Source organism: Amycolatopsis sp. NPDC049691 (assembly GCF_040675005.1).
Taxonomy (GTDB): Bacteria; Actinomycetota; Actinomycetes; order Mycobacteriales; family Pseudonocardiaceae; genus Amycolatopsis.
Genome location: NZ_JBFANX010000044.1, coordinates 1 through 21,160, shown reverse-complemented (window position 1 = coordinate 21,160; position 21,160 = coordinate 1). Strand labels below are relative to the sequence as shown.

General features: G+C 71.4%; 21 protein-coding genes and 1 rRNA gene. 15 read left to right on the top strand and 7 right to left on the bottom strand.

What is annotated here, in order from left to right:
- The first annotated feature begins 145 nt into the window (after positions 1-145).
- From AB0J40_RS47135 to AB0J40_RS47120, 4 genes are read left to right on the top strand one after another with little or no spacing between them, the layout of a single operon-like run.
- A complete protein-coding gene (locus AB0J40_RS47135; protein ID WP_364467158.1) occupies positions 146-2,110 on the top strand; it encodes a TRAP transporter fused permease subunit in 1,965 nt (654 codons plus the stop codon).
- Positions 2,107-3,078 (top strand): TAXI family TRAP transporter solute-binding subunit, encoded by a 972-nt coding sequence (locus AB0J40_RS47130; protein WP_364467156.1) that lies wholly within the window; start codon positions 2,107-2,109, stop codon positions 3,076-3,078. Before AB0J40_RS47135 ends, AB0J40_RS47130 begins: the two co-directional genes overlap by 4 nt.
- A gap of 10 nt (positions 3,079-3,088) precedes the next feature.
- Entirely contained in the window at positions 3,089-4,198 is a 1,110-nt protein-coding gene (locus AB0J40_RS47125; protein ID WP_364467154.1) for an SMI1/KNR4 family protein, read from the top strand.
- Positions 4,199-4,208: 10 nt separating this feature from the next.
- Entirely contained in the window at positions 4,209-4,661 is a 453-nt protein-coding gene (locus AB0J40_RS47120; RefSeq protein ID WP_364467153.1) for a GNAT family N-acetyltransferase, read from the top strand.
- On the opposite strand, the gene AB0J40_RS47115 is transcribed toward AB0J40_RS47120, so the two are convergent.
- Positions 4,658-5,002, bottom strand: coding sequence for an oxidoreductase (locus tag AB0J40_RS47115; protein ID WP_364467151.1), 345 nt, complete (start codon positions 5,000-5,002; stop codon positions 4,658-4,660). The genes AB0J40_RS47120 and AB0J40_RS47115 overlap by 4 nt on opposite strands.
- Before the next feature lie 182 nt (positions 5,003-5,184).
- Here AB0J40_RS47115 and lpdA point away from each other — a divergent pair, with 182 nt between their 5' ends.
- The 5 genes from lpdA to lipB all read left to right on the top strand — a co-directional run bounded on the left by lpdA (position 5,185) and on the right by lipB (position 10,710).
- Positions 5,185-6,558 carry a dihydrolipoyl dehydrogenase gene (gene lpdA, locus AB0J40_RS47110; protein WP_364467149.1) on the top strand — a complete coding sequence of 458 codons (1,374 nt, stop codon included), beginning with the start codon at positions 5,185-5,187 and terminating at the stop codon, positions 6,556-6,558.
- A 55-nt stretch (positions 6,559-6,613) separates the two neighbouring features.
- Positions 6,614-8,383, top strand: coding sequence for a 2-oxoglutarate dehydrogenase, E2 component, dihydrolipoamide succinyltransferase (gene sucB / locus AB0J40_RS47105; RefSeq protein ID WP_364467147.1), 1,770 nt, complete (start codon positions 6,614-6,616; stop codon positions 8,381-8,383).
- A 94-nt stretch (positions 8,384-8,477) separates the two neighbouring features.
- Entirely contained in the window at positions 8,478-9,350 is an 873-nt protein-coding gene (locus AB0J40_RS47100) for a TIGR01777 family oxidoreductase (RefSeq protein ID WP_364467145.1), read from the top strand.
- Positions 9,347-9,970 carry a phosphatase PAP2 family protein gene (locus tag AB0J40_RS47095; RefSeq protein WP_364467143.1) on the top strand — a complete coding sequence of 208 codons (624 nt, stop codon included), beginning with the start codon at positions 9,347-9,349 and terminating at the stop codon, positions 9,968-9,970. The genes AB0J40_RS47100 and AB0J40_RS47095 overlap by 4 nt, the downstream gene beginning before the upstream one ends.
- Complete coding sequence (gene lipB, locus AB0J40_RS47090; protein ID WP_364467141.1) at positions 9,967-10,710, top strand: lipoyl(octanoyl) transferase LipB; 744 nt, start codon at positions 9,967-9,969, stop codon at positions 10,708-10,710. Before AB0J40_RS47095 ends, lipB begins: the two co-directional genes overlap by 4 nt.
- 95 nt (positions 10,711-10,805) lie before the next feature.
- Here lipB and AB0J40_RS47085 read toward each other — a convergent pair whose 3' ends face one another.
- Together AB0J40_RS47085 and AB0J40_RS47080 are read right to left on the bottom strand one after the other, a co-directional pair.
- Complete coding sequence (locus tag AB0J40_RS47085; protein ID WP_364467139.1) at positions 10,806-11,741, bottom strand: LLM class F420-dependent oxidoreductase; 936 nt, start codon at positions 11,739-11,741, stop codon at positions 10,806-10,808.
- A gap of 5 nt (positions 11,742-11,746) precedes the next feature.
- The gene (locus tag AB0J40_RS47080; protein ID WP_364467137.1) at positions 11,747-12,358 is read right to left on the bottom strand and encodes a TetR/AcrR family transcriptional regulator; all 612 of its coding nucleotides are present in this window, start codon (positions 12,356-12,358) and stop codon (positions 11,747-11,749) included.
- Between the two features lie 131 nt (positions 12,359-12,489).
- On the opposite strand from AB0J40_RS47080, the gene AB0J40_RS47075 reads away from it, so the two are divergent.
- Genes AB0J40_RS47075 through AB0J40_RS47060 form a run of 4 tightly spaced genes read left to right on the top strand, consistent with a single transcriptional unit; the run spans position 12,490 to position 15,694 of the window.
- Positions 12,490-13,011, top strand: coding sequence for a hypothetical protein (locus tag AB0J40_RS47075; protein WP_364467136.1), 522 nt, complete (start codon positions 12,490-12,492; stop codon positions 13,009-13,011).
- Between the two features lie 18 nt (positions 13,012-13,029).
- Positions 13,030-13,968, top strand: a complete 939-nt coding sequence (locus AB0J40_RS47070; protein WP_364467134.1) for an oxidoreductase — start codon at positions 13,030-13,032, stop codon at positions 13,966-13,968.
- A 25-nt stretch (positions 13,969-13,993) separates the two neighbouring features.
- A complete protein-coding gene (gene lipA, locus AB0J40_RS47065; protein ID WP_364467132.1) occupies positions 13,994-14,995 on the top strand; it encodes a lipoyl synthase in 1,002 nt (333 codons plus the stop codon).
- A gap of 45 nt (positions 14,996-15,040) precedes the next feature.
- Positions 15,041-15,694 (top strand): DedA family protein, encoded by a 654-nt coding sequence (locus AB0J40_RS47060; RefSeq protein WP_364467130.1) that lies wholly within the window; start codon positions 15,041-15,043, stop codon positions 15,692-15,694.
- A 247-nt stretch (positions 15,695-15,941) separates the two neighbouring features.
- On the opposite strand, the gene AB0J40_RS47055 is transcribed toward AB0J40_RS47060, so the two are convergent.
- From AB0J40_RS47055 to AB0J40_RS47045, 3 genes are all read right to left on the bottom strand, one after another.
- Positions 15,942-16,667, bottom strand: coding sequence for a hypothetical protein (locus AB0J40_RS47055; RefSeq protein ID WP_364467128.1), 726 nt, complete (start codon positions 16,665-16,667; stop codon positions 15,942-15,944).
- Between the two features lies 1 nt (position 16,668).
- Positions 16,669-17,232: a papain-like cysteine protease family protein gene (locus AB0J40_RS47050; protein ID WP_364467126.1), complete on the bottom strand. Its 564-nt coding sequence runs from the start codon at positions 17,230-17,232 to the stop codon at positions 16,669-16,671.
- A 99-nt stretch (positions 17,233-17,331) separates the two neighbouring features.
- Entirely contained in the window at positions 17,332-18,273 is a 942-nt protein-coding gene (locus AB0J40_RS47045) for a LysR family transcriptional regulator (protein ID WP_364467124.1), read from the bottom strand.
- Positions 18,274-18,343: 70 nt separating this feature from the next.
- Here AB0J40_RS47045 and AB0J40_RS47040 point away from each other — a divergent pair, with 70 nt between their 5' ends.
- Complete coding sequence (locus tag AB0J40_RS47040; protein ID WP_364467122.1) at positions 18,344-19,213, top strand: patatin-like phospholipase family protein; 870 nt, start codon at positions 18,344-18,346, stop codon at positions 19,211-19,213.
- Between the two features lie 104 nt (positions 19,214-19,317).
- Positions 19,318-20,526, top strand: a complete 1,209-nt coding sequence (locus AB0J40_RS47035; protein WP_364467120.1) for an Ig-like domain-containing protein — start codon at positions 19,318-19,320, stop codon at positions 20,524-20,526.
- Positions 20,527-21,075: 549 nt separating this feature from the next.
- Here the strand turns inward: AB0J40_RS47035 and rrf are convergent.
- Positions 21,076-21,160: ribosomal RNA gene (gene rrf / locus AB0J40_RS47030) — 5S ribosomal RNA — on the bottom strand; the annotation flags it as partial.

Genomic DNA, 21,160 nt, shown 5'->3' with positions numbered 1-21,160 from the left:
ATGCGTCTGCTACTGGGGTTCCTGGCCGCACTGATCACGACGAGCGGGCTGACGCTTCTAACCCTGTTTCTCACTCACGACCGGTCTGGCGTGGATGATCCCTTTGCCGGTTTCGGTGTGATCCGCGACACCGTACCGTGGCCGGGTGACCACCGGGCCGGTCGAAGAGGACACTTCCGCCGCGATCGCCGCCGAGCACGACGAAGAACGCCCGGCGCGCACCCTTTCCCGCGTCCCCGACCGCGTCGTCTACTTCGTCGCGCTGGCCGTCGCCGTGCTGGTGCTCAAGCAGGTGTTCTTCCCCTTCGCCAAGGGCAACCAGTTCTACCTCGTGCTCTTCCTCGGCGTGACGCTGCCGCTGGTCTTCCTCTGCTACCGCCCGCGGCTGCGCGGCCGTGACGACCCCGGCTGGACCGACTGGGCGCTGGCCGCAACCGCCCTCGCCGTCGGCCTCTACCCCGTGCTCGTCGGGTACGACGACTTCCTGGACCGCCAGGGCACCCTGTCCCCGCTGGACGTCGTGGCCGGCGCGCTGCTGCTCGTGCTCATCCTCGAAGCCACCCGCCGGACTACCGGGCTGGTGCTGCCGATCGTCTGCCTGCTCTTCCTCGCCTACGCCTACTACGGCGGCTACCTCCCGCAGAACTGGGGCATCGCGCACGCCGGCATCGACTTCAGCCAGATCGTCAACGCCCTCTACAACGACGCCAGCGGCTTCTACGGCACCCCGCTCGACGTCGCGGGCAGCTACATCGTGCTGTTCACCCTCTACGGCGCCGTCCTGAACGCCTCCGGCGCGGGGCAGTTCTTCGTGGACATCTCGTTCGCCGCCTTCCACAAGTCCCGGACGGCGCCGGGACGGACCACCGTCCTGTCGGGCTTCCTGCTCGGCACGGTCTCGGGCTCGGGCACCGCGACCGCCGTCAGCCTCGGCTCGATCACCTGGCCGATCCTCAAGAAAGCCCGCTACCCCAAGGAAAACGCGGGCGGGCTGCTCGCCGCGTCCGGCATCGGGGCCATCCTTTCGCCGCCGACGCTGGGCGCCGCCGCGTTCATCATCGCCGAGTACCTGCAGACGTCGTACCTGACCGTGCTGATCTGGGCGACCGTCCCGACGCTGCTCTACTACCTCGGCATCGTCTTCGCGATGGAAGCCGACGCGCGGCGCTTCAAGGCCGAGCCCGTCGACGTCCCGCACGGCGACCCGTGGAAGCTGCTGCTGCGCGGCGGTTACCACTTCCTGTCGCTCGCGATCATCGTCGTGTTCCTCGCACTGGACATCCCGCCGTTCGCCGCGGTCGTCTACGCCACCGGCGTCGCCGCGCTGTTCGCGCTCGTCGCCCGCCGCCACGACGCGCGCGGGTGGGCGAAGGACATGGTGGACGCGCTCTCGGCCGGGGTGCGCGGGGCGCTGCCGGTGATCGCGGTGTGCGCGGCGGCCGGCGTGATCACCTCGACCATCACCAAGACCGGGCTCGGCCTCGAACTGGCCGACGCGCTGGTGGAACTGGCCGGCGCGCTCACCGACAACGGCACGCTCATCCTCATCCTGACGGTGCTGCTCTCGGCCGTCGCGGTCGGCGTGCTCGGGCTCGCGGTGCCGGTCACCGCCAGCTTCATCATCGCGTGGGTGGTGATCGGCCCGGCGCTGGAATCGCTGGGGGTGGCCGACGCCGAGCGCGCGATGTTCATCTTCTACTACGCCGTGCTTTCCGAGGTCACGCCGCCGACCGCGCTCGCCGCCGTGGCGTCGGCGGCCATCACCGGCGGGTCGGTGCTCGGAACCATGTGGCAGTGCTGGAAGTACACGCTGCCCGCGTTCCTGGTGCCGATCGCGTTCGTGCTGACCGACAACGGCGCCGCGCTGCTGCTGCAGTCCGACGTGGTCACCGTGCTGTGGGTCGCGGCGGTGTCCGCGGTGGCCGTCGCCGCGCTCGCGGTGGTGACCGGGGGCTGGCTGTTCGGGCCGGTCAGCGTGGGAGTGCGGCTGCTGTTCGTGCCGGCCGCCCTGTGCCTGCTCTACCTGGAGCCGGTGCCGATCGCGGTCGGCGCCGCGTTCGGCGCCGCCGCCGTGCTCGCCCACGCCGTCGTCAAGAGGAGGACAGCATGAAACGCGCATTGGCCGCGATCGCGGTGCTGGCACTGGCCGCCACCGGCTGCGGCGGGAAGCAGCAGACCGACTCCCCCGCCGCGAGCGGGGCGCAATCCTGCGAAGCGGGCGAAGGGCGGATCACCATCGCCACCGGCAACAGCGGCGGCGTCTACTACGTGCTGGGCGGCGGGCTGGCCCAGCTGATCAGCACCAACACCAAGCTGCGCGCGACGGCCGCGGAAACCGGCGCGTCGGTGCAGAACATCCAGCAGCTGGTGGCGGGCACCTACGACGTCGCGTTCTCCCTCGCCGACACCGCGGCGGACGCCGTGCGCGGCAAGGGGTCCTTCGACGGCAAGCCGCAGAAGATCCAGGCACTGTCCCGGATCTACCCGAACTCGACGCAGGTCCTGGTGCGGACGGACGCCGGGATCAACTCGATCGCCGACATGCGCGGCAAGCGGATCTCGACGGGCTCGCCGAAGTCCGGCACCGAGGTGATCGCCAACCGGCTGCTGCAGGCGGCCGGGTTGAAGGACACCGACGTCCAGGCGCAGCGGCTCGACCTCGCCAAGACCGCGGACGGCATGAAGGCGGGGACGCTCGACGGGCTCGTCTGGTCCGGCGGCCTGCCGACCGCGCAGATCACCGACATCACCACGGCGTTGAAGGACAAGGTGAAGTTCCTCGACATCACACCGTTGCTGCCGAAGCTCAAGCAGGTCAACGAGGTCTACGCCCAGGGCGTGATCCCGGCGGCCACCTACGCGCAGCCGTCGGACGTGCCGACGGTCGTCGTGCCCAACCTCCTGCTGGTGCGCGAGGACTTCCCGGCGGGCAACGCGTGCGCGATCACCAAGCTGATCTTCGACAAGCAGGCGGAGCTGGCGAAGGTCCACCCGGCGGCGAAGGAGATCACGAAGCAGCTGGCGCCGCGGACCGACCCGGTCCCGCTGCACCCGGGGGCGCAGCAGGCGCTGGGCTAGGGTCGGCGGGGTGCAGGACTACCTCGAAGCGGCGGTCCGCGACGTCCTGACGGCGCCCGAGGCGCGCGTCGACGACCAGGTGGGTTACGCGGCCTTGCTGCTCGCGGTCGCCGGTGTCGCCGACGAAGCCGACCGGCTGGTCACCCAGTGGCTGGCCCGGACCGAACGGCCGGTGACCGCGCTGGCCACCGACCCGGTGCGGGCGCGCGCCTGGGCGATGCTGTTCGAGGCGCGCGGCGGGCGGCCGGGCTGGGCCGAGGGCCTGCCCCCGCTCGACCTCGACGCCGAGGAGCGCGCGCACGCGGTGTCGTTGCGTCGTCCGGTCTCCGACCTGGCGGGTGTCCTGCCGCCGGGCCTGGTCGCGGAGGTGGTCGAGCAGGTGGCGCCGGCCCGCCCGGACCGGGTGCGCACGGCCCTCGCCGACGGCGATCTGGAGCTTTGGGCTTCCCTCGCCGGGCCGCACCCGGACGTGGCGACGCTGGCGGCAACGCGTGCGTTGGCCCCGGCGCTGGTCGCGGGCGCGGACCCGCTCGGCCTGCGGGACTGGGCCCCGGCCTGCGCGGGCGCGCTGATCGCTGCCCTGCACGAGCGGTATCCGCCGGAGCTGGGCAGCTGGCCGGACCTGATCGCGGAGATCATGCGCCTGCGCGAAGCGGACCCCGGCGGAACCCCGGCCCGACCCGGACCGCTCCCCTCCGGCGAAACCTCGGCGCCGCCCGGGCCGCTCCCCGGCACCGCGGACTCCCGGCTCCCACCCCGTGCGACCCCGGCGGAACGGCGACCCGGGCCGCTCCTGCGCGGCCGGACCACCCTCCCTCCCCCGGCATCGGAGGCGGCGATCCGCTCGGCGGAGCTGCGCCTGGGCGTCGAGCTGCCGGCCGACCTCCGCGAGTTCCTGCGCACCTGCGACGGCCTGCCCGCCGACGTGGTCTTCCCGCGGCTGCTCGGCACCGCCGAGCTGCGGGCCGACGGCGGCGTGGTGGTCCTCGCCGACCCCGCCGTGCTGCTGCTGTCGGCCGGGCACGTCGTCGAGGTCGACCCGGTGCTGGGCACGACGGTCCACCCGTCGTTCCGCGCGGCGCTGGTCAAGCACGCCACCCTGCTCGCCCAGGCAGGCTAGGTTGGACCCGGTGACCACCCTCACCGCGGAGACGATCACCCCGGCCAACGTCGCCGCCGCGTGCCAGCTGGCCGTCGAGCCGCACCAGCGGGACTTCGTCGCCCCGGTCGCGGTTTCGCTGGCGGAGGCGTACACGCAGCCCGCGGTGGCCTGGCCCCGGCTGATCCTGGACGACGGCGAACCGGTGGCGTTCGTGATGGGCGGCTTCGACCCGGGCGCCGAGCTGGACTTCTTCCGGTGCGGGATCTGGCGGCTGAACGTGGGGGCGGGCGTCCAGGGCCGCGGCTACGGCCGGTTCGCGGTCGAGACGGTCCTGGAGGAGGCCCGGCGGCGGGGCAACACGACCGCCACGGTGCTGTGGATCCCCGCTGCGGGCGGGCCGGAGGAGTTCTACCTCAAGCTGGGCTTCAGACCGACCGGCCAGACCTTCAACGGCGAGGTCGTCGGCCGGATCGAGCTTTAGACCTGCCCGCGCTTCTTCCGCTCGGTGTACTCGCGCATCCGCTTCGGGTACCCGACCCGCGCGACCTCGTACACCGGGATCGACCGGCGGTGGCCGAACTGCTGGGCCGCCTCCAGGCTGCCGATGCGGCGCCGGGTCCACTCGCCGTCGTGGGCGATCAACACCACAGTGGTCTCGGTGACGTTCGTCTTCGGCTCGACGAAGGCCTCGACACCCCGCCGGGAGGCCACCCACTCCTCCAGGTGCCGAGTGTCCTCGGAGCTGGCTTTCCGCAGCGTACCGGCCCGCTGACCACCCTTGGCCCGCCTGCGCAGCGAGTCGAAGAGCCCCACCACGACCACCTTCCCTCCCGAGACCTACGCCACTCATTATCCCGATGTCCGCGTGTGGTCGGCGTCGCACACCCGGCTAGGTCGCAGCCCCGTCCGGCGTAGTGACAAGATGGCGGATGTCGCGCGCGCGGTTATACCGGGCGCGCGCGGCGACAGAGCACCACCCCACCGCTTGCCGAGGAGTTATTGAAGTGACCGACACCTCCGCCGACCTTGTGATCCTGGGAGGCGGATCGGGCGGCTACGCCGCGGCTTTCCGCGCGGCCGAGCTGGGCCTTTCCGTCACGCTGATCGAGAAGGACAAGCTGGGCGGGACCTGCCTCCACCGGGGCTGCATCCCGACCAAGGCCCTGCTCCACGCCGCCGAGGTCGCCGACGAGACCCGTGACGCCGAAGCCGTCGGCGTCAAGGCCGCCTTCGAGGGCATCGACATCGCCGGGGTCAACAAGTACAAGGACGGCATCGTCGCCCGCCTGTACAAGGGCCTGCAGGGCCTGGCCAAGGCGCACAAGGTGAACCTCGTCGAGGGCGCCGGCACGTTCGTCGGCGGCACGACCGTCGAGGTGGACGGCACCCGCTACACCGGCAAGAACGTCATCCTCGCCACCGGCTCGTACTCGCGCACGCTGCCCGGCCTGGAGCTGGGCGGCCGCATCATCGCCAGCGAGCAGGCCCTGGCCCTGGACTACGTCCCCAAGAAGGTCGTGGTGCTGGGCGGCGGCGTGATCGGCGTCGAGTTCGCGAGTGTCTGGGCCTCCTTCGGCGTGGACGTCACCATCGTCGAGGCGCTGCCGCGGCTGGTCCCGAACGAGGACGAGTTCGCGTCCAAGCAGCTCGAGCGCGCCTTCCGCCGCCGCAAGATCGCCTTCAAGACCGGCGTGAAGTTCACCGGCGCGAAGCAGGACGACAACGGCGTGAGCGTCTCGCTGGAGTCCGGCGAGACCATCGAGGCCGACCTGCTGCTGGTCGCCGTCGGCCGCGGGCCGAACTCGGCGGGCCACGGCTACGAGGAGGCCGGCGTCAAGATCGAGCGCGGCTTCGTCCTCACCGACGAGCGGCTGCGCACCAACCTGCCGAACGTCTACGCCGTCGGCGACATCGTCCCCGGCCTGCAGCTCGCCCACCGCGGCTTCCAGCAGGGCATCTTCGTCGCCGAGGAGATCGCCGGGCAGAACCCGCGCGTCATCGACGAGAGCGGCATCCCGCGGGTCACCTACTCGCACCCGGAGGTCGCGTCGGTCGGGCTGACCGAGTCGCAGGCGAAGGACAAGTACGGCGCCGACGTCACGACGTTCACCTACGACCTCGGCGGCAACGGCAAGAGCCAGATCCTCAAGACCTCCGGCGGGGTCAAGCTGGTCAAGGCCCCGGACGGCCCGGTCGTGGGCGTCCACATGGTCGGCGACCGCGTCGGCGAGCTGATCGGCGAAGCGCAGCTGATCTACAGCTGGGAGGCGTTCCCCGAGGACGTCGCGCCGCTCATCCACGCGCACCCCACCCAGACCGAGGCCCTCGGTGAAGCGTTCCTCGCCCTCGCGGGGAAGCCGCTGCACGTGCACAGCTGACGTCCCACCAGCAGAATCCAGACCACGCAGAACTTGGAAGAGGAGTCAGCGAACGATGGCCTACTCCGTCACATTGCCGGAGCTCGGGGAGAGCGTCACCGAAGGCACCGTCACCCGGTGGCTTAAGCAGGAGGGCGACACCGTCGAGGTCGACGAGCCGTTGCTCGAGATCTCGACCGACAAGGTCGACACCGAGGTGCCCTCCCCGGTGGCGGGCACGGTCGTGAAGATCAGCGCCCAGGAGGACGAGACCGTCGAGGTCGGCGGCGAGCTCGCCGTGATCGACGACGGGTCCGGCGGCGTGCCCGAGTCCTCCGCCCCCGCGCAGGAGGAGCAGAAGTCCGAGCCGGAGCCCGCGCAGGAGGAGTCCGCGCCGCAGGCCGCCGACAGCGCGCCGAGCAAGCCGGACACCGCGCCGGCCGCCGGTGGTGAAGGCACCGAGGTGAAGCTGCCCGAGCTGGGCGAGAGCGTCACCGAGGGCACCGTCACGCGCTGGCTGAAGGCGGTCGGCGACTCGGTCGAGGTCGACGAGCCGCTGCTCGAGATCTCCACCGACAAGGTCGACACCGAGGTGCCGTCGCCGGTCGCCGGCACGGTGCTGGAGATCCGCGCGGGCGAGGACGAGACCGTCGAGGTCGGCGGCGTCCTGGCGGTGATCGGCGACGCGAACGCGGCGCCGAAGGCCGAAGCGAAGCCGGAACCCAAGCCCGAGCCGAAGCCGGAACCCAAGCCGGAGCCGAAGCCCGAGCCGGTCCAGGAGGCCAAGCCCGAGCCCAAGCCGGAACCGAAGCCCGAGCCGCAGGCCGCGCCCGCGGCGAAGGCGGCCGAGGCGGCCCCGGCCGCCGCGGCGAAGGACGGCTCGGCGGACGGCCCGTACGTCACCCCGCTGGTCCGCAAGCTCGCGTCGGAGCACGGCATCGACCTCGCGTCGCTGACCGGCAGCGGCGTCGGCGGCCGGATCCGCAAGCAGGACGTCCTGGCCGCGGCCGAGGAGAAGCAGAAGCAGCAGGCCCCGGCGCCCGCCGCCGCTCCCGCGGCGGCCGCCGCCCCGTCGGCTCCGGCCGCGCGTCCGGCGCCTTCGGTGTCGCCGGAACTGGCCGCGCTGCGCGGCACGGTGCAGAAGGCCAGCCGGATCCGCCAGATCACGGCCACCAAGACCCGCGAGTCGCTGCAGATCGCCGCGCAGCTCACGCAGGTCCAGGAGGTCGACGTCACGAAGATCGCCAAGCTGCGCCAGCGCGCGAAGGCGGCCTTCAAGGAGCGCGAGGGCGTCAACCTGACGTTCCTGCCGTTCTTCGCGAAGGCCACGGTCGAGGCGCTCAAGCAGCACCCGAACGTCAACGCGTCCTACAACGAGGACACGAAGGAGATCACCTACCACGGCGCCGTGCACCTGGGCATCGCGGTGGACACCGAGCGCGGGCTGCTCTCGGTCGTGATCCACGACGCGGGCGAGCTGAGCCTGGCCGGGCTCGCGCACCGGATCGCCGACCTGGCGGGCCGCGCGCGGTCGGGCCAGATCAAGCCGGACGAGCTGTCGGGCGGCACGTTCTCGATCACGAACATCGGCAGCGTCGGCGCGCTGTTCGACACGCCGATCATCGTGCAGCCGCAGTCGGGCATCCTCGGCACCGGCGCGGTCGTCAAGCGCCCGGTGGTCATCGCGGACGCCGACGGCAACGACACGATCGCGATCCGGTCGATGGCGTACCTGCCGCTGACCTACGACCACCGCCTGGTGGACGGGGCCGACGCGGGCCGCTTCCTGACGACGATCAAGCAGCGCCTGGAAGAGGGCAACTTCGAGGGCGAACTCGGCCTCTGAGGTTTCCGCTGACGAAGGCCGCCACGGACTTTCCGTGGCGGCCTTCGCCGTGTCCGGGAGTGCGGTCGCGCAGCGGATGCGCAACGATCGGGGCATGCGAGTACTCATCGCCGGAGCGAGCGGCTTGATCGGGTCGGCGCTGGGCGAGCGCCTGCTGGGCGACGGGCACGAAGTCCGCCGGCTGGTGCGGCGGGAAGCGCGCGGCGGCGGGGAATTCCAGTGGGACCCGCCGTCCGGCACCATCGCGGACGGCGCCTTCGAAGGCGTGGACGCCGTCGTGAACCTCGGCGGCAAGCGCCTGTTCCCCGGCCGGTGGAGCGCGATGCGCAAGCAGGAGCTCACCGACAGCCGGGTCGAACCGACCGAGGTGCTCGCCGAAGCCGTCGCCGAACACGGGATCGGCGTGCTCGTCAACGCTTCGGCCGTCGGCTACTACGGCCACACTCACGGGTCCACTGTGGACGAATCGGCGCCGCGCGGGCAGGGGTTCCTCGCCGAGCTCTGCGAAGCCTGGGAAGCCGCGACGGCGCCGGCGGGCGACGCGCGGGTCGTGCACCTCAGGACCGGGCTGGTGCTGTCGGCGAAGGGCGGCCTCTACGGCACGCTGCGGCCGCTCTTCCGGCTCGGCCTGGGCGGCCGCCTCGGCGACGGCCGCCAGTACATGTCGTGGATCTCGCTCGAGGACGAGGCCGGCGCGATCGCCCACGTCCTGGCGAACGACGTTTCGGGGCCGGTGAACCTGACCGGCCCGGAACCGGTGACCAACGCCGAGTTCACCCGCGCGGTCGGCCGCGCCCTGCACCGCCCGGCGCCGTGGTGGGTGCCGGGCGTCGCGCTCAAGGCCGTGCTCGGCCAGGCCGGGGAGGAGATGGCGCTGTTCGGGCAGCGAGCCGTCCCCGCCGTGCTGGAGCGGTCCGGGTACGCGTTCCGCCACCCGACGCTGGACCGAGCGCTCGCCGCGGCATGACGGTCCCGCTCAAGCGCTGGCTCGTCGTCGGCCTCGCGCTGGCGGCGGCGTTCGTCGCGCTCGGGCTCGGCGTCGCGCGGCAGCCGCTGACGCTCGATTCCCAGGTGGCGAACGCCCTCCACGGCGTGTACACGCAGCCGCTTGGCACCGCGGCGCAGATCGGCAGCGACGTCCTCGGCCCGGTGCTCCCCTGGATTCTCGGCGCGGCGCTGCTCGCCTTGGCGCTGCGGCAGCGGCAGCACACGGGGTTGTGCGTGCGGCTGGCCGTCGTGCTGCTGCTGTGCCGGCTGACCAGCGTCGTGGCCAAGCCGCTCTTCCTGCGGGAGCGCCCGCGCGACTACCCGGACCTGAGCTACCCGAGCGGCCACGTGACGTCGGTGGCGAGCACGGGGTTCGTGCTGGTGCTGCTGTGCGCGTGGCTGTGGCCGCGGCTGGTGAAGCGGGTCCTCCTGGCTTCCGCGGTGGCGATCGTGGTGTGCGCCGCCTGCCGGGTGCTGCTGGGCGTGCACTGGGTGTCGGACACGATCGGCGCAGTGCTGGCGGTGACCGGTGTCGGGCTGCTCTCAGCGTGCGCCTTGCGGCTGCTTCCGCCGGGTGACGGGCGTAGCCTCGACGGGTGAGTTCTTCCCGTTCCTCCTGCCGCGCCAGCACCGAGCCCGTCGAAGTCCGGGAGCTCGGCACGATCGACTACACCGAAGCCTGGGAGCTCCAGCGCAGCCGGCTCACCGAGCGCGCCGACGGCACCGCGCCGGACACGATGTTTTTGCTGCAGCACCCGTCGGTGTACACCGCGGGCAAGCGCACCGAGCCCGCCGACCGCCCGGCCGACGGCACGCCGGTGATCGACGTCGACCGCGGCGGCAAGATCACCTGGCACGGCCCCGGCCAGCTGGTCGGCTACCCGATCGTGAAGCTCGGCGACCCGATCGACGTCGTCCACTACGTGCGGCGGCTGGAGGAGGCGCTGATCCACGTCTGTGACCAGCTCGGCGTGCACAGCGGCCGGGTGGAGGGCCGCAGCGGCGTCTGGATCCCGGCGGACGACCGCGGCATCGAGCGCAAGATCGCGGCGATCGGCATCCGCGTCCAGCGCGGCGTGACGATGCACGGCTTCGAGCTGAACTGCAACGCCGACCTGGCGGCGTTCGACAGCATCGTCCCGTGCGGCATCCGCGACGCGGGCGTGACGTCGCTGTCGTATGAGCTGCAGCGGGACGTGAGCGTGGAAGCGGTGCTGCCGCTGGCCCGCGACGCGGTCTTGGCGGCGCTCGAAGGCGAGCTCCCGGTGAGCGAGGACCGCTGGCTCCCCCGCCCGGCGGCGCCCGAGGCCCCCGGCGTCACCTTCGCCCTGCAGAACTGAAACCGGGCCGGCCTCCTGTGGACACCAGGAGGCCGGCCCGGCTCGACGCCGGCGGAACTGTCGGACCGTTCCGCTAGCGTGGAAAACGGGGCTGCTCAGTCCAGCTGCGGTGCGATCTCGGCGGCGATCAGGTCGATCTGGTCCAGGTCCGCCAGGTCCAGCAGCTGCAGGTAGACGCGGGTGATCCCGGTCTTCTCCCGCCACTGCCCGATCCGGTCGACGACCTCGGCGGGCGTCCCGGCCAGGCCGTTCGCCCGCAGCTCGGTGAGGTCCCGCCCGATGGCGGCCGCCCGCCGCGCGACCTCCTCCTCGGAGCGGCCGACGGCGACGGTCAGCGCCACCGACCGCAGGATCTCCTTGGGGTCGCGGCCGATCGCCTCGGCCGCGGCGTCGACGCGGGCGAACTGCGCGGCCGCCGCGTCGGCGTCCACGAACGGCAGGTTGAACTCGTCCGCGAACCTGGCCGCCAGCTGCGGGGTGCGCTTCTTGCCCTGGCCGCCGACGATCACCGGCGGCGCCGGCGACTGCGCGGGCTTCGGCAGGCCCGGCGAGTCCGTGAGCGTGTAGTACTCGCCCTTGAAGGAGAACGTCGACCCGGCCGGCGTCTTCCACAGCCCGGTGACGATCTCGAGCTGCTCGGCGTAGCGGTCGAACCGCTCCTTGAGCGGCGGCAGCGTCAGGCCGTACGCCTCGTGCTCGGCGTCGTACCAGCCGGAGCCGAGGCCGAACTCGACGCGGCCACCGGACATCTGGTCGACCTGCGCGACGGAGATGGCCAGCGGGCCCGGGTGCCGGAACGTCGCCGCGGTGACGAGCGTGCCGAGCCGGATCCGGCTGGTCTCGCGGGCCAAGCCGGCGAGGGTGATCCACGCGTCGGTCGGGCCGGGCAGGCCGTCGGCCGAGCCCATCTTCAGGTAGTGGTCGCTGCGGAAGAAGGCGTCGTAGTCGGCGGCTTCGGTCGCCTTCGCGACACGCAGCAGGTCGTCGTAGCTGGCCCCCTGCTGGGGCTCGGTGAAGATCCTCAAGTCCACGAAAGTCAGCCTATAGAGACGTCGGGCTCCGTGCGCCGCAGCCGTACCAGCATGCGGACGATGACGTCCTCGATCTCGGCGCCGACCTTCTTCGGGTCGGGCGAGCTGGCGATTTCGGTCGCCGCGCTCGACAGCGCGCCGAACAGCAGCCGCGCGGTCACCTCGACCGGCACGGGTTCGACCTCGCCCGCGTCGATCAGTGACTGCAGCCCGGAGCGGACGAGCCCGAAGCTGCACCGCTCCTCGGCTTCGCGCCAGCGTTCCCAGCCCATGACGACCGGTGCCTCGTGGATGGCGATCCGCTGGTAGGCGGGGTCAAGGCAGGCGCGGATGAAGGCGTTGAGCCCGCCGAGCGCGCGTTCCCACGGCGTGCCGTCGCCGTTCATGATCTTGTCGAGGCGGTCGTAGACGAGGCTTTCGACCTGGTCGAACGCGGCTTCGAAGAGGGCTTGCTTGCCGCTGAAGTGGTGGTAGAGCGCGCCTTTCGTGACGCGGGCGCGTTTGGCGATCTCGTCCAGCGAGGTACCCGCGTACCCGCGCTTGGTGAACAGTTCGACCGCGCTGTCGACGAGCGCCGACCGCGTCGACTCGGAGTAGTCGAGTCGTCTGGACCTCATTGTCGCCACCTTCACAACCTTACGCCCGGAGGATCTCTCCGTACTCATGGTATGTTCGCGTCGTCAGGTCCGTACCGGGAGTATGCCGCAGACCCGCGGTATGACCCGGGCCACGGAAGGGGAGCCACACGATGAGCTGGACCGACTTCTACCGACGTCAGGAAATCCTCGAAGCCACCGTCCGCCTGGCGGGCCGCAACCCGGCCGAGCCGCTGCCGCTGGAGGAGGTCCCCGGCGCCGAAGAGCACTTCGGCACCGAGGAGAACGTCCTGCTGGCGCTGCAGTACCAGTGGACCAGGACGCTGAGCGGCCGCCTGCGCGCCGAGGTCACCGACCCGGACGACGCCGACGGCCTCGGCGACCACGTCGACGCCGTCACCCGTGCGTGGCGTTCCGCCGCCGAAGAGCACGAGACGCTGCGCGCGGTACTCGACGGGGCCTACGAGCGGCACGCGTCGCTGCGCCGGATGCACGAGGGCGAGCTGCGGATGCTCGCCGTCACGGCCGGGCTCGCCGACCCGCGCGAGCCGGCCGAAGAGATCACCAAGGTGGGTTACGCGCTCGAGGCGCTGCTGCGCACGAGCCGTGCGGACACCCGCCGCCGCACCCCGATGATGGGACACCTGCGGCGCCTGCTCGCGCCCAGTGCGTAAACGGTGTAAAGAACACGTATGACGGAGCGCTGGACCGACGCCGACATCCCCGACCAGACCGGCCGGACCGCACTGGTCACCGGGGCGAACTCGGGACTCGGGCTGCGCACCGCCGAGGTGCTCGCGAGCAAGGGGGCTCGCGTGCTCCTCGCCTGCCGCTCCGCCGAACGCGGGGCGAAGGCACTGAAGATCGTCAAGGCCGCCGCCGCGGGCGCCGGGCCCGAGCTCATCCCACTGGACCTGAGCGAGCTCGCCTCGGTGCGCGCGGCCGCCGCGTCGGCCCGGGACCTGACCGGCGACGCCCTGGACGTCCTGGTCAACAACGCCGGCGTGATGGCGACCGCCCGCGGCCGCACCGCCGACGGCTTCGAGCTGCAGTTCGGCACCAACTACCTCGGCCACGCGGCGCTGACGTGGCTGCTGATGCCCGCGCTGCGCGGCCGCGTGGTCACGCTGTCGAGCCTGGCCGCCGTCGGCGCCCGCATCCACCTCGACGACCCGAACGGCGACCACCGCCGCTACAACGCGGCCGCCGCGTACGGGCAGTCGAAGCTCGCCTGCCAGGTGTTCGCGCTCGAACTGGACCGCCGCCTGCGCGCGGCCGGCTCCGCCGTGATCAGCGTCGCCGCCCACCCGGGCTACACCGCGACCGGGCTCGGCAGCGGCATGGCTCGCTCGTACTCGAACCCGGTGGTGCGCTCGCTGATCGCGGGCGGCCACCGCATCGGCGAGACGCTCTTCGCCCAGAACACCCGCATCGGCGCCCTCCCGCAGCTGTACGCGGCCACGGCGGACGGCGTCGAAGGCGGCAGCTACTTCGGCCCCCGCGGCCTCGGCAACATGCGCGGATACCCGGCTCGCGTGCCGACCGTGGCCGCCGCGCGCAGCGAGTCGCTGGGGTCGGCGTTGTGGGAGCTGACGGCGAAGCTGACGGGTATCACCCCCGACCCCGCGTAGCCCGGACGGGCGTACGGTTGAGGGCGTGAGTGCTGCGCCAGAAGGCCGGAAGCTGCTGCGTCTCGAGGTTCGCAACAGTGAGACGCCGATCGAGAAGAAGCCGTCGTGGATCAAGACGCGGGTGCGGATGGGGCCGGAGTTCACCGAACTCAAGGGCCTGGTTCGCCGCGAGGGTTTGCACACGGTGTGTGAAGAGGCCGGTTGTCCCAACATTTACGAGTGCTGGGAAGACCGTGAGGCCACGTTCCTCATTGGCGGCGACCAATGCACCCGGCGGTGTGATTTCTGTCAGATCGACACGGGTAAGCCTGCTGCGTTGGACCGTACTGAGCCGCGGAAGGTCGCGGAGTCGGTGCAGGCGATGGGCTTGCGGTACTCGACGGTCACCGGTGTCGCCCGGGATGACCTTGAGGATGGCGGCGCTTGGCTGTACGCGGAGACCGTCCGTCAAATCCACGACTTGAACCCCGGTACCGGGGTCGAGTTGCTGATTCCGGACTTCAACGCGGACTCTGAGCAGTTGGCTGAGGTGTTCGGGTCGCGGCCGGAGGTCTTGGCGCACAATGTGGAGACGGTGCCGCGGATCTTCAAGCGGATCCGTCCCGGTTTCCGGTACGCGCGGTCGTTGGAGGTCATCACTGCGGCGCGTGAGGCGGGTTTGGTGACGAAGTCGAACCTGATCCTGGGCATGGGCGAGACCCCGGACGAGGTCGCCCCGGCGATGCAGGACCTGGTCGACGCGGGGTGCGAGATCCTGACGATCACGCAGTACCTGCGTCCCTCTGCCCGGCACCACCCGGTGGACCGGTGGGTGAAGCCGGAGGAGTTCGTCGAGCACTCCCAGGCTGCGGAAGCGATGGGCTTCGCGGGCGTCATGGCCGGACCGCTGGTCCGGTCGTCCTACCGCGCGGGACGGCTCTACGCCCAGACGAAGGCGCACCGCGGCGAGGACCTGCCGGAGAACCTGGCCCACCTGGCCGCCGAAGGGCCGGCCGCGCAGGAGGCGGCGTCGCTGCTGGCGCGGTGACGCACGTCACCCCATGGTCCTTAAAGGATCGGTAAAGTGGCGGGCATGGCCCTGGTTTCGGACCTCCTCAGCTGGTTGCAAGGACTCCCGGAACCGGGCCTCGTCGCGGCGACCGGCGGCCTGGTGTTCGCCGAATGCACGATCGGGCTGGGTTTCCTGGCCCCGGGCGAATCGGGACTCCTGATCGCGGCGACGACGGCGAACACCCCGTCCCGGTTCGTGGTGCTCTGGCTGGTGGTCACGCTGTGCGCGACGGCGGGTGACGCGCTCGGCTACGCGATCGGCCGCCGCTTCGGGCCCCGGCTGCGCGAGACGAAGCTGATCCGCAAGTACGGCCTGGACGCGTGGGACAAGGCGACGTCGGTGCTGGAACGCCGTGGCGCGTGGGCGGTGTTCTTCGCGCGGTTCCTGCCGGTGATCCGCACGCTGACCCCGGCGGCGGCGGGGACATCGGGCCTGCGGTTCGGCAAGTTCCTGCCGGCCGCGGCGGCGGGAGCGTTCTGCTGGTCCCTGGTGCACATCAGCATCGGCGCGGCGTTGGGCGAAGCGGCAAAGAGGATCGAGGGTGCGCTGAACACGGGCGGCTTGATCGTGGTGGGCGCGCTCGCGGCGGTGACGGTGTTCTTCTTGCTGCGCATGAAGAAGCGGAAGGCCCTGGCGGCCGCGGAACGCGAGCCGGAGCCGGAAAAGGTCCCCTGAGGCCGCCGGCGCACCGCAAGTCCGCCGGCTCCCCGCGCGCCGCTCCCCCGCCCAACCTCACTCCCCCGCGCCGGCCGTACCTCCGGTTCACAAGCGCCCCAAGGCCACATTGGTTGCGTCCCAGGCACCCAAGGCCACATTGGTTGCGTCCCACGCACCCAAGGCCACATTGGGGCGCTCGCGTCCGACGCCAACCCCGGCCCACGAGGGTGCGGCCCGAGCCAACCCGAGCCGCACCCTCCCGGCGTCAGCGGCGGGCGCGCGCCGCCTTGCCGGTGGCCCAGCCGACCAAGCCGAGCGCCAGCAGCGCCCCGCCGGCGACGAACGGCCAGGTTCCCTTGTCCGGCGCCGGAACCGGCGCGGCCGCCAGGTCGTACCCGCCCAGCTTCCCCTGCGCCCGGTACGCCGAGCCGGGCAGCTTGTCGCCGTACAGGCGGTGCACCAGCCGCTGGTACGCCGTCACCGTCATGCCCTCGCCGACCCGCTGCCGGGCCGGGTCGTTGAGCGCCAGCACGCGGCCGTCGCGCACCCGGTACCACGCGTTCACCTGCGGCTCGGTGAACACGAGGTCGCCGCCGGCCTGCGCCGGGTACGTCAGCTCCTCGGTGCCCGTCGTGAAGTTCGTCGCGGTCCAGCCGGCCGCCGCGCGCTCGACCCACACCGTCGCCTGGCGGCCCGTCGCCGCCGTCGTGCGCACCGCGTAGTACGCGAACGTCGACGGCGCCGCGCCCGGTGTCCCGGCGACGAACGCCGGATCCAGCGAGTTCACGCGCACCGGCTCGCCCGCCACCTCGGGCACCGCGCCCGTCCGCCGGTCGAGCCGGCCGTAGAACGCCGAGAGCTGGGGTTGCGCCGCCCGGACCGCCGCGACGACGTCGTCGTCGGACGACGAAGAAGCCGAAGCCGGGCCACCGAAACCGATCGCCAGCACGGCACCCGCGAGCAGCACTCCCAATCCACGGAAGAGGTTCATCTCACGCCCCGATCCGGTAGAGGGACTGCGCCCACTGGAACTGGCTGTTGCGGACGTAGCTCGAGTACGCCATCGCGCTGTAGCGCCGGCTGCTCGGCCACGGGTCGCCGTAGTAGACGAGCCCGCTCGCGTCGTAGCCGTAGATCACCTGGGCGTGCCCGCCGCCGGCGGTCCAGTAGATGCCCGTCTCGATCGGCCGGCGCGCGCCGATCTCGGTCTGCACCGACGCCAGGCCGAGCGCGCCGGTCACCGTGCCCGGCCGCAGCCCGAGCGCCTGGTAGCCGCGCTGGACGTACGTCAGTTCGCCGGGCTGGTTGGGGCACTGCGAGCCGGCCGGGTAGCCGCGCGAGTAGTCGCAGAAGGTGTTCTGGCTGATGTTCGTGCCGTAGCCGAGGAAGCGCGCGATGGTCAGGCCGCTCGCGGCCCAGCACCACTGGTTCTGTTCCTGGACCAGCTGGCTGATCGACAACGTCGTCGCTTCGGTCGTCGCGCTCGCGGGCGGGGAGAGCAGGCCGGTGAGGGCCACGCACAGCGCGCCGAGCGCCATCGCTCGTCTGAAGTGCATTCGTTGCTCCTTGTCGGCAACAGGTGGGGACTTCGTGAGCGTCTCCCGTTGCCGCGCCGGGCAGTAATCCCAGCGGGGATAACACCGGCGTTATGCCGCCTATCGAGCGGACGCGAGCCCGCACCAGCGCGCGAAGTGCGGATTCCGTTGCCGCGACGCCGTGTACGCGGTTTCCGCGCACCGGAACACCTCGTCGGTGGTCGGCGTGCGGGCGTCGTCCTCGCGTGTCGCGAACAGCAGCGTCGTCCACAGCGGGTCGCCGCGCAGGGGCAGCGCGACCAGCCCGGGCGGTGGCGCCGACGCCGCTTGCGCGAGGCAGACCGCGCCCTGGGCGATGAGCGTTCCGGCGGTGCCCGCCTCCGACGTGAAGTGCCGCACGCGCGGGCTGAACCCGGCCGCCGCGCACGCCTGCAGGAACCGCACGCGCACGCAGTTTTCGTGCGGGGGCGGGAGGATCCAGTCGCAGCCGGCCAGGTCGGCGAGGTCGACGACGCCGTCGCGGATCGCCGGGTGCCCGTCGGCGATCCCGACGAAGATCGGCTCGGTGGCGAGCGTCCGGACGGTCAGGCCCGCGAAGTGGTGTGCTTCGGTGCCGTCGAAGCGTTCGAGCAGCGCGACGTCGACGCGGCCGGTCGAGAGCAGCTTCAGCAGCGTCAGCGACGCCGGTTCGGCGTAGGTCTGGACGTCGAGGTCCCGCTCCCCCAGCTCCTCGATGAACCGGCCGATGATGAGCAGCGGCACGTACCCGATCCGCAGCGTTTCCGGCCCGCTTGCACGGTGGCACCGCGCGGACGCGACGAGCGCCTGCATGTCGGACAGCAGCGCGTCAGCGCGGGCGAGCACGAACCGGCCGAGCTCGGTCGGGCGGACACCACTGGGCCCGCGGACGAACAGGTCGCCGCCGAGGATCCGTTCGATCCGCTTGAGCTGCGCGGTGAGCGCGGGCTGGCTGACTCCGAGGACGGTCGCGGCCCGGCTCACGCTGCCGCCGTCCGCGACGGCGCGGACGGCCCTGAGATGGCGCAGCTCCAGCTCGGCCACGTCCAGCAGGCTAACGCCGTCCTCACGGCCGGCACGACCCGCGAAAGTCGGGCTTACTACATTCGGCGGTATGAGTCTCGCGGATCTTCCCCGGCCGATCGGGTACGTCCTCGGCGGGGGCGGCAGCCTCGGCGCCATGCAGGTCGGCATGCTGCGCGCGCTCGCCGAAGCCGGGCTGTCGCCCGATCTGGTGACGGGCACGTCGGTCGGCTCGCTCAACGCGGCGGTGCTCGCCCTGCCCGGCGACGACCCGTTGCCGCGCCTGCACGGCATCTGGGCGCACATGACGCGGGCCGAGGCGTTCCCCGGCGGCGTGCTGAGCCGCGTCCGGACGCTGACGCAGAGCAAGACGCACCTGTTCCCCAACAGCGGCCTGACCGGGATCATCGCCGACCACCTCGGCGCCGAAACGCGCTTCGAGGACCTCGCGCTGCCGCTCGGCGTCGTCACGACGCAGGTCGACACGGCCGAGCCGTTGCTGATCCGGTCCGGGCGGCTGCTCGAGCCGCTGCTGGCCAGCTGCGCGATCCCGGGGATCTTCCCGCCGGTGGAACACGAGGGGCGGTTGCTCTACGACGGCGGGCTCGTCGCCAATGTGCCGATGCGCCAGGCACTGGCGATGGGCGCGAAGTCGCTGGTAGTGCTCGACTGCGCGTTCCCGGGGAAGCTGCCGGACGCGCCGCGGACGTTCGCCGAGGTGATCATGTTCACCGCGATGATCAGCATGCGGAACCAGGCGGTGCTGGAAGCGCCGGTGGCGGCGGCTTCGGTGCCGGTGGTGTACCTGCCGGGGCCGGCGCCGGTACGTGTGAACCCGCTCGATTTCGGGCACACCGAAGCACTGGCGGAAGAGGCGTATTCGGCGGCGCGGGAGTTCCTCGACGGGATCTCGGTGAGCGGGCCGGGACTCTACGGGGCACCAGGCCTCGTCGTCACGTGATCCGCGTCACGCCGATGCACCGAACCGCCGGGAAGAACGTCATCGCTATCGCGTAGTTTTGAATGACGAATGCCCGCCGACTCCAATTCCCAAAAAGAGACAATATGCTCCCCAAGAAGATTTTACTTTCGGTGGCCGGAATCCTCGCCGGAGCACTGCTGCTTTCCGCCTGCTCGTCCGACGACGGCGGTTCGCCCGCCGGTGGGGCGCCCGCGTCCGGTTCGGCGTCGGCGTCCACGACGCCGGTGGCGGTGTCGTTCGAGCCCGCGGGCGGCACGGGGGTGAACCCGGCGACGCCCGTCGTCGTCAAGGCGGCCAACGGGAAGCTCCTCGACGTGACGGTGACCAACACCGCGAAGGGGAACAAGGTGGCCGGCAAGCTCGCCGCGGACGGCGCGAGCTGGACGACGACCGAGCCCCTCGGCTACGGCGCGACGTACAAGATCGTCGCGCACGCCCAGGGCGCCGACGGCAAGGCGGTCGAGCAGGACAACCAGATCAGCACGATCGCGCCGAAGAAGCAGGCGAACGCCAACCTGATCCCGGCGCCGTCCGCGGTGGCGAGCACGGGCGTCGGCGTCGGGCAGCCGATCGTGTTCAGCTTCGGCAAGATCGCCGTCAAGAACAAGGCGGCGGTGGAGAAGGCCCTGACGGTGGAGTCGACGCCGAAGCAGGAGGGCAGCTGGTACTGGATCGACGACTCGAACGTCCACTACCGGCCCAAGGAGTACTGGAAGGCAGGAACGACGCTGAAGGTGACGGCGAAGATCTACGGCGTCGACTTCGGCGGCGGGGTGTTCGGCGCGGAGGACCGCACGGAGACGTACAAGGTCCACGATTCCTGGATCGCGAAGGCGGACGGGAACACCGAGCAGATGCAGATCTTCCACAACGGCGCGATGGTGAAGTCGATGCCGATCTCGATGGGCAAGGACGCCACCCCCACCCACCTGGGCGCGCACGTCATTTCGGACAAGCAGGCCAATTACACGATGGACTCGTGCACGTACGGGGTCTGCCCACCGGACCCGAAGGCGTACCGGTCCAACGAGAAGTGGTCGGAGCGCATTTCGAACGACGGCGAGTTCGTCCACGAGAACCCGAACAGCGTGGGGCAGCAGGGAAGTTCGAACGTGTCCCACGGCTGCATCAACCTCAACGGGGCGAACGCCCAGTGGTTCTTCCAGAACATGGGGTTGGGCGACGTCGTGGAGGTGACCAACTCGGGCGGGCCGCAGCTGCCGGTTTGGGATCTGTACGGTGACTGGTCGAAGTCTTGGGCTGATTGGCAGGCCGGGTCGGCGCTGAAGTAGCCGGTTGGGCTCGTTGGTTGGTTGTTGTCGGTGGGAAGGGCCGGGGCTCGGTGGAGCTCCGGCCCTTTTTGTTGCCTTGGGTCGGAGTGAGTAGACCGCTCGCGCGGGTTGGGGCGCGAGCGGTCCACTCGCACGGCTGGCGGGGACGAACGGACCAGCCGCGCAGGCCGACTGGGTATGAGCGGTCCTCTCCGCGGGCCGGCAGGGCGCGAACAGTCCACTCGCGCCGGGAGGGCCGGGGGCGAACTGTCCGCTTGCGCTCTTGTGTCGCTGCCGTGCGGCAGCCTCGATGGCCGCCAGTCGAGCTAGCGGACCGCTCGGGCTGCTCCGAGGGTCGGCCGGCTGCGGGATGCAGGCTTCGCACGACAGGCCTCTACCTACTCATGCCGCCGCGAGCGGTCCGTTCGCGGCGGGGCCAGGTGCGATCGGTCTGTTCGTGCCGGCGCGAGCGGTCCGTTCGCGCTGTGCGAAGCCGTCTGCGGGCATGAAAAAGGGCCTGGGCCGGGAGACTCGCGTCTCAACCGGGCCCAGGCCCCTCTTCCAAGGTAAGTTCGGCGGTGTCCTACTCTCCCACAACCCTTCGGTTGCAGTACCATCGGCGCTGTCAGGCTTAGCTTCCGGGTTCGGAATGGGA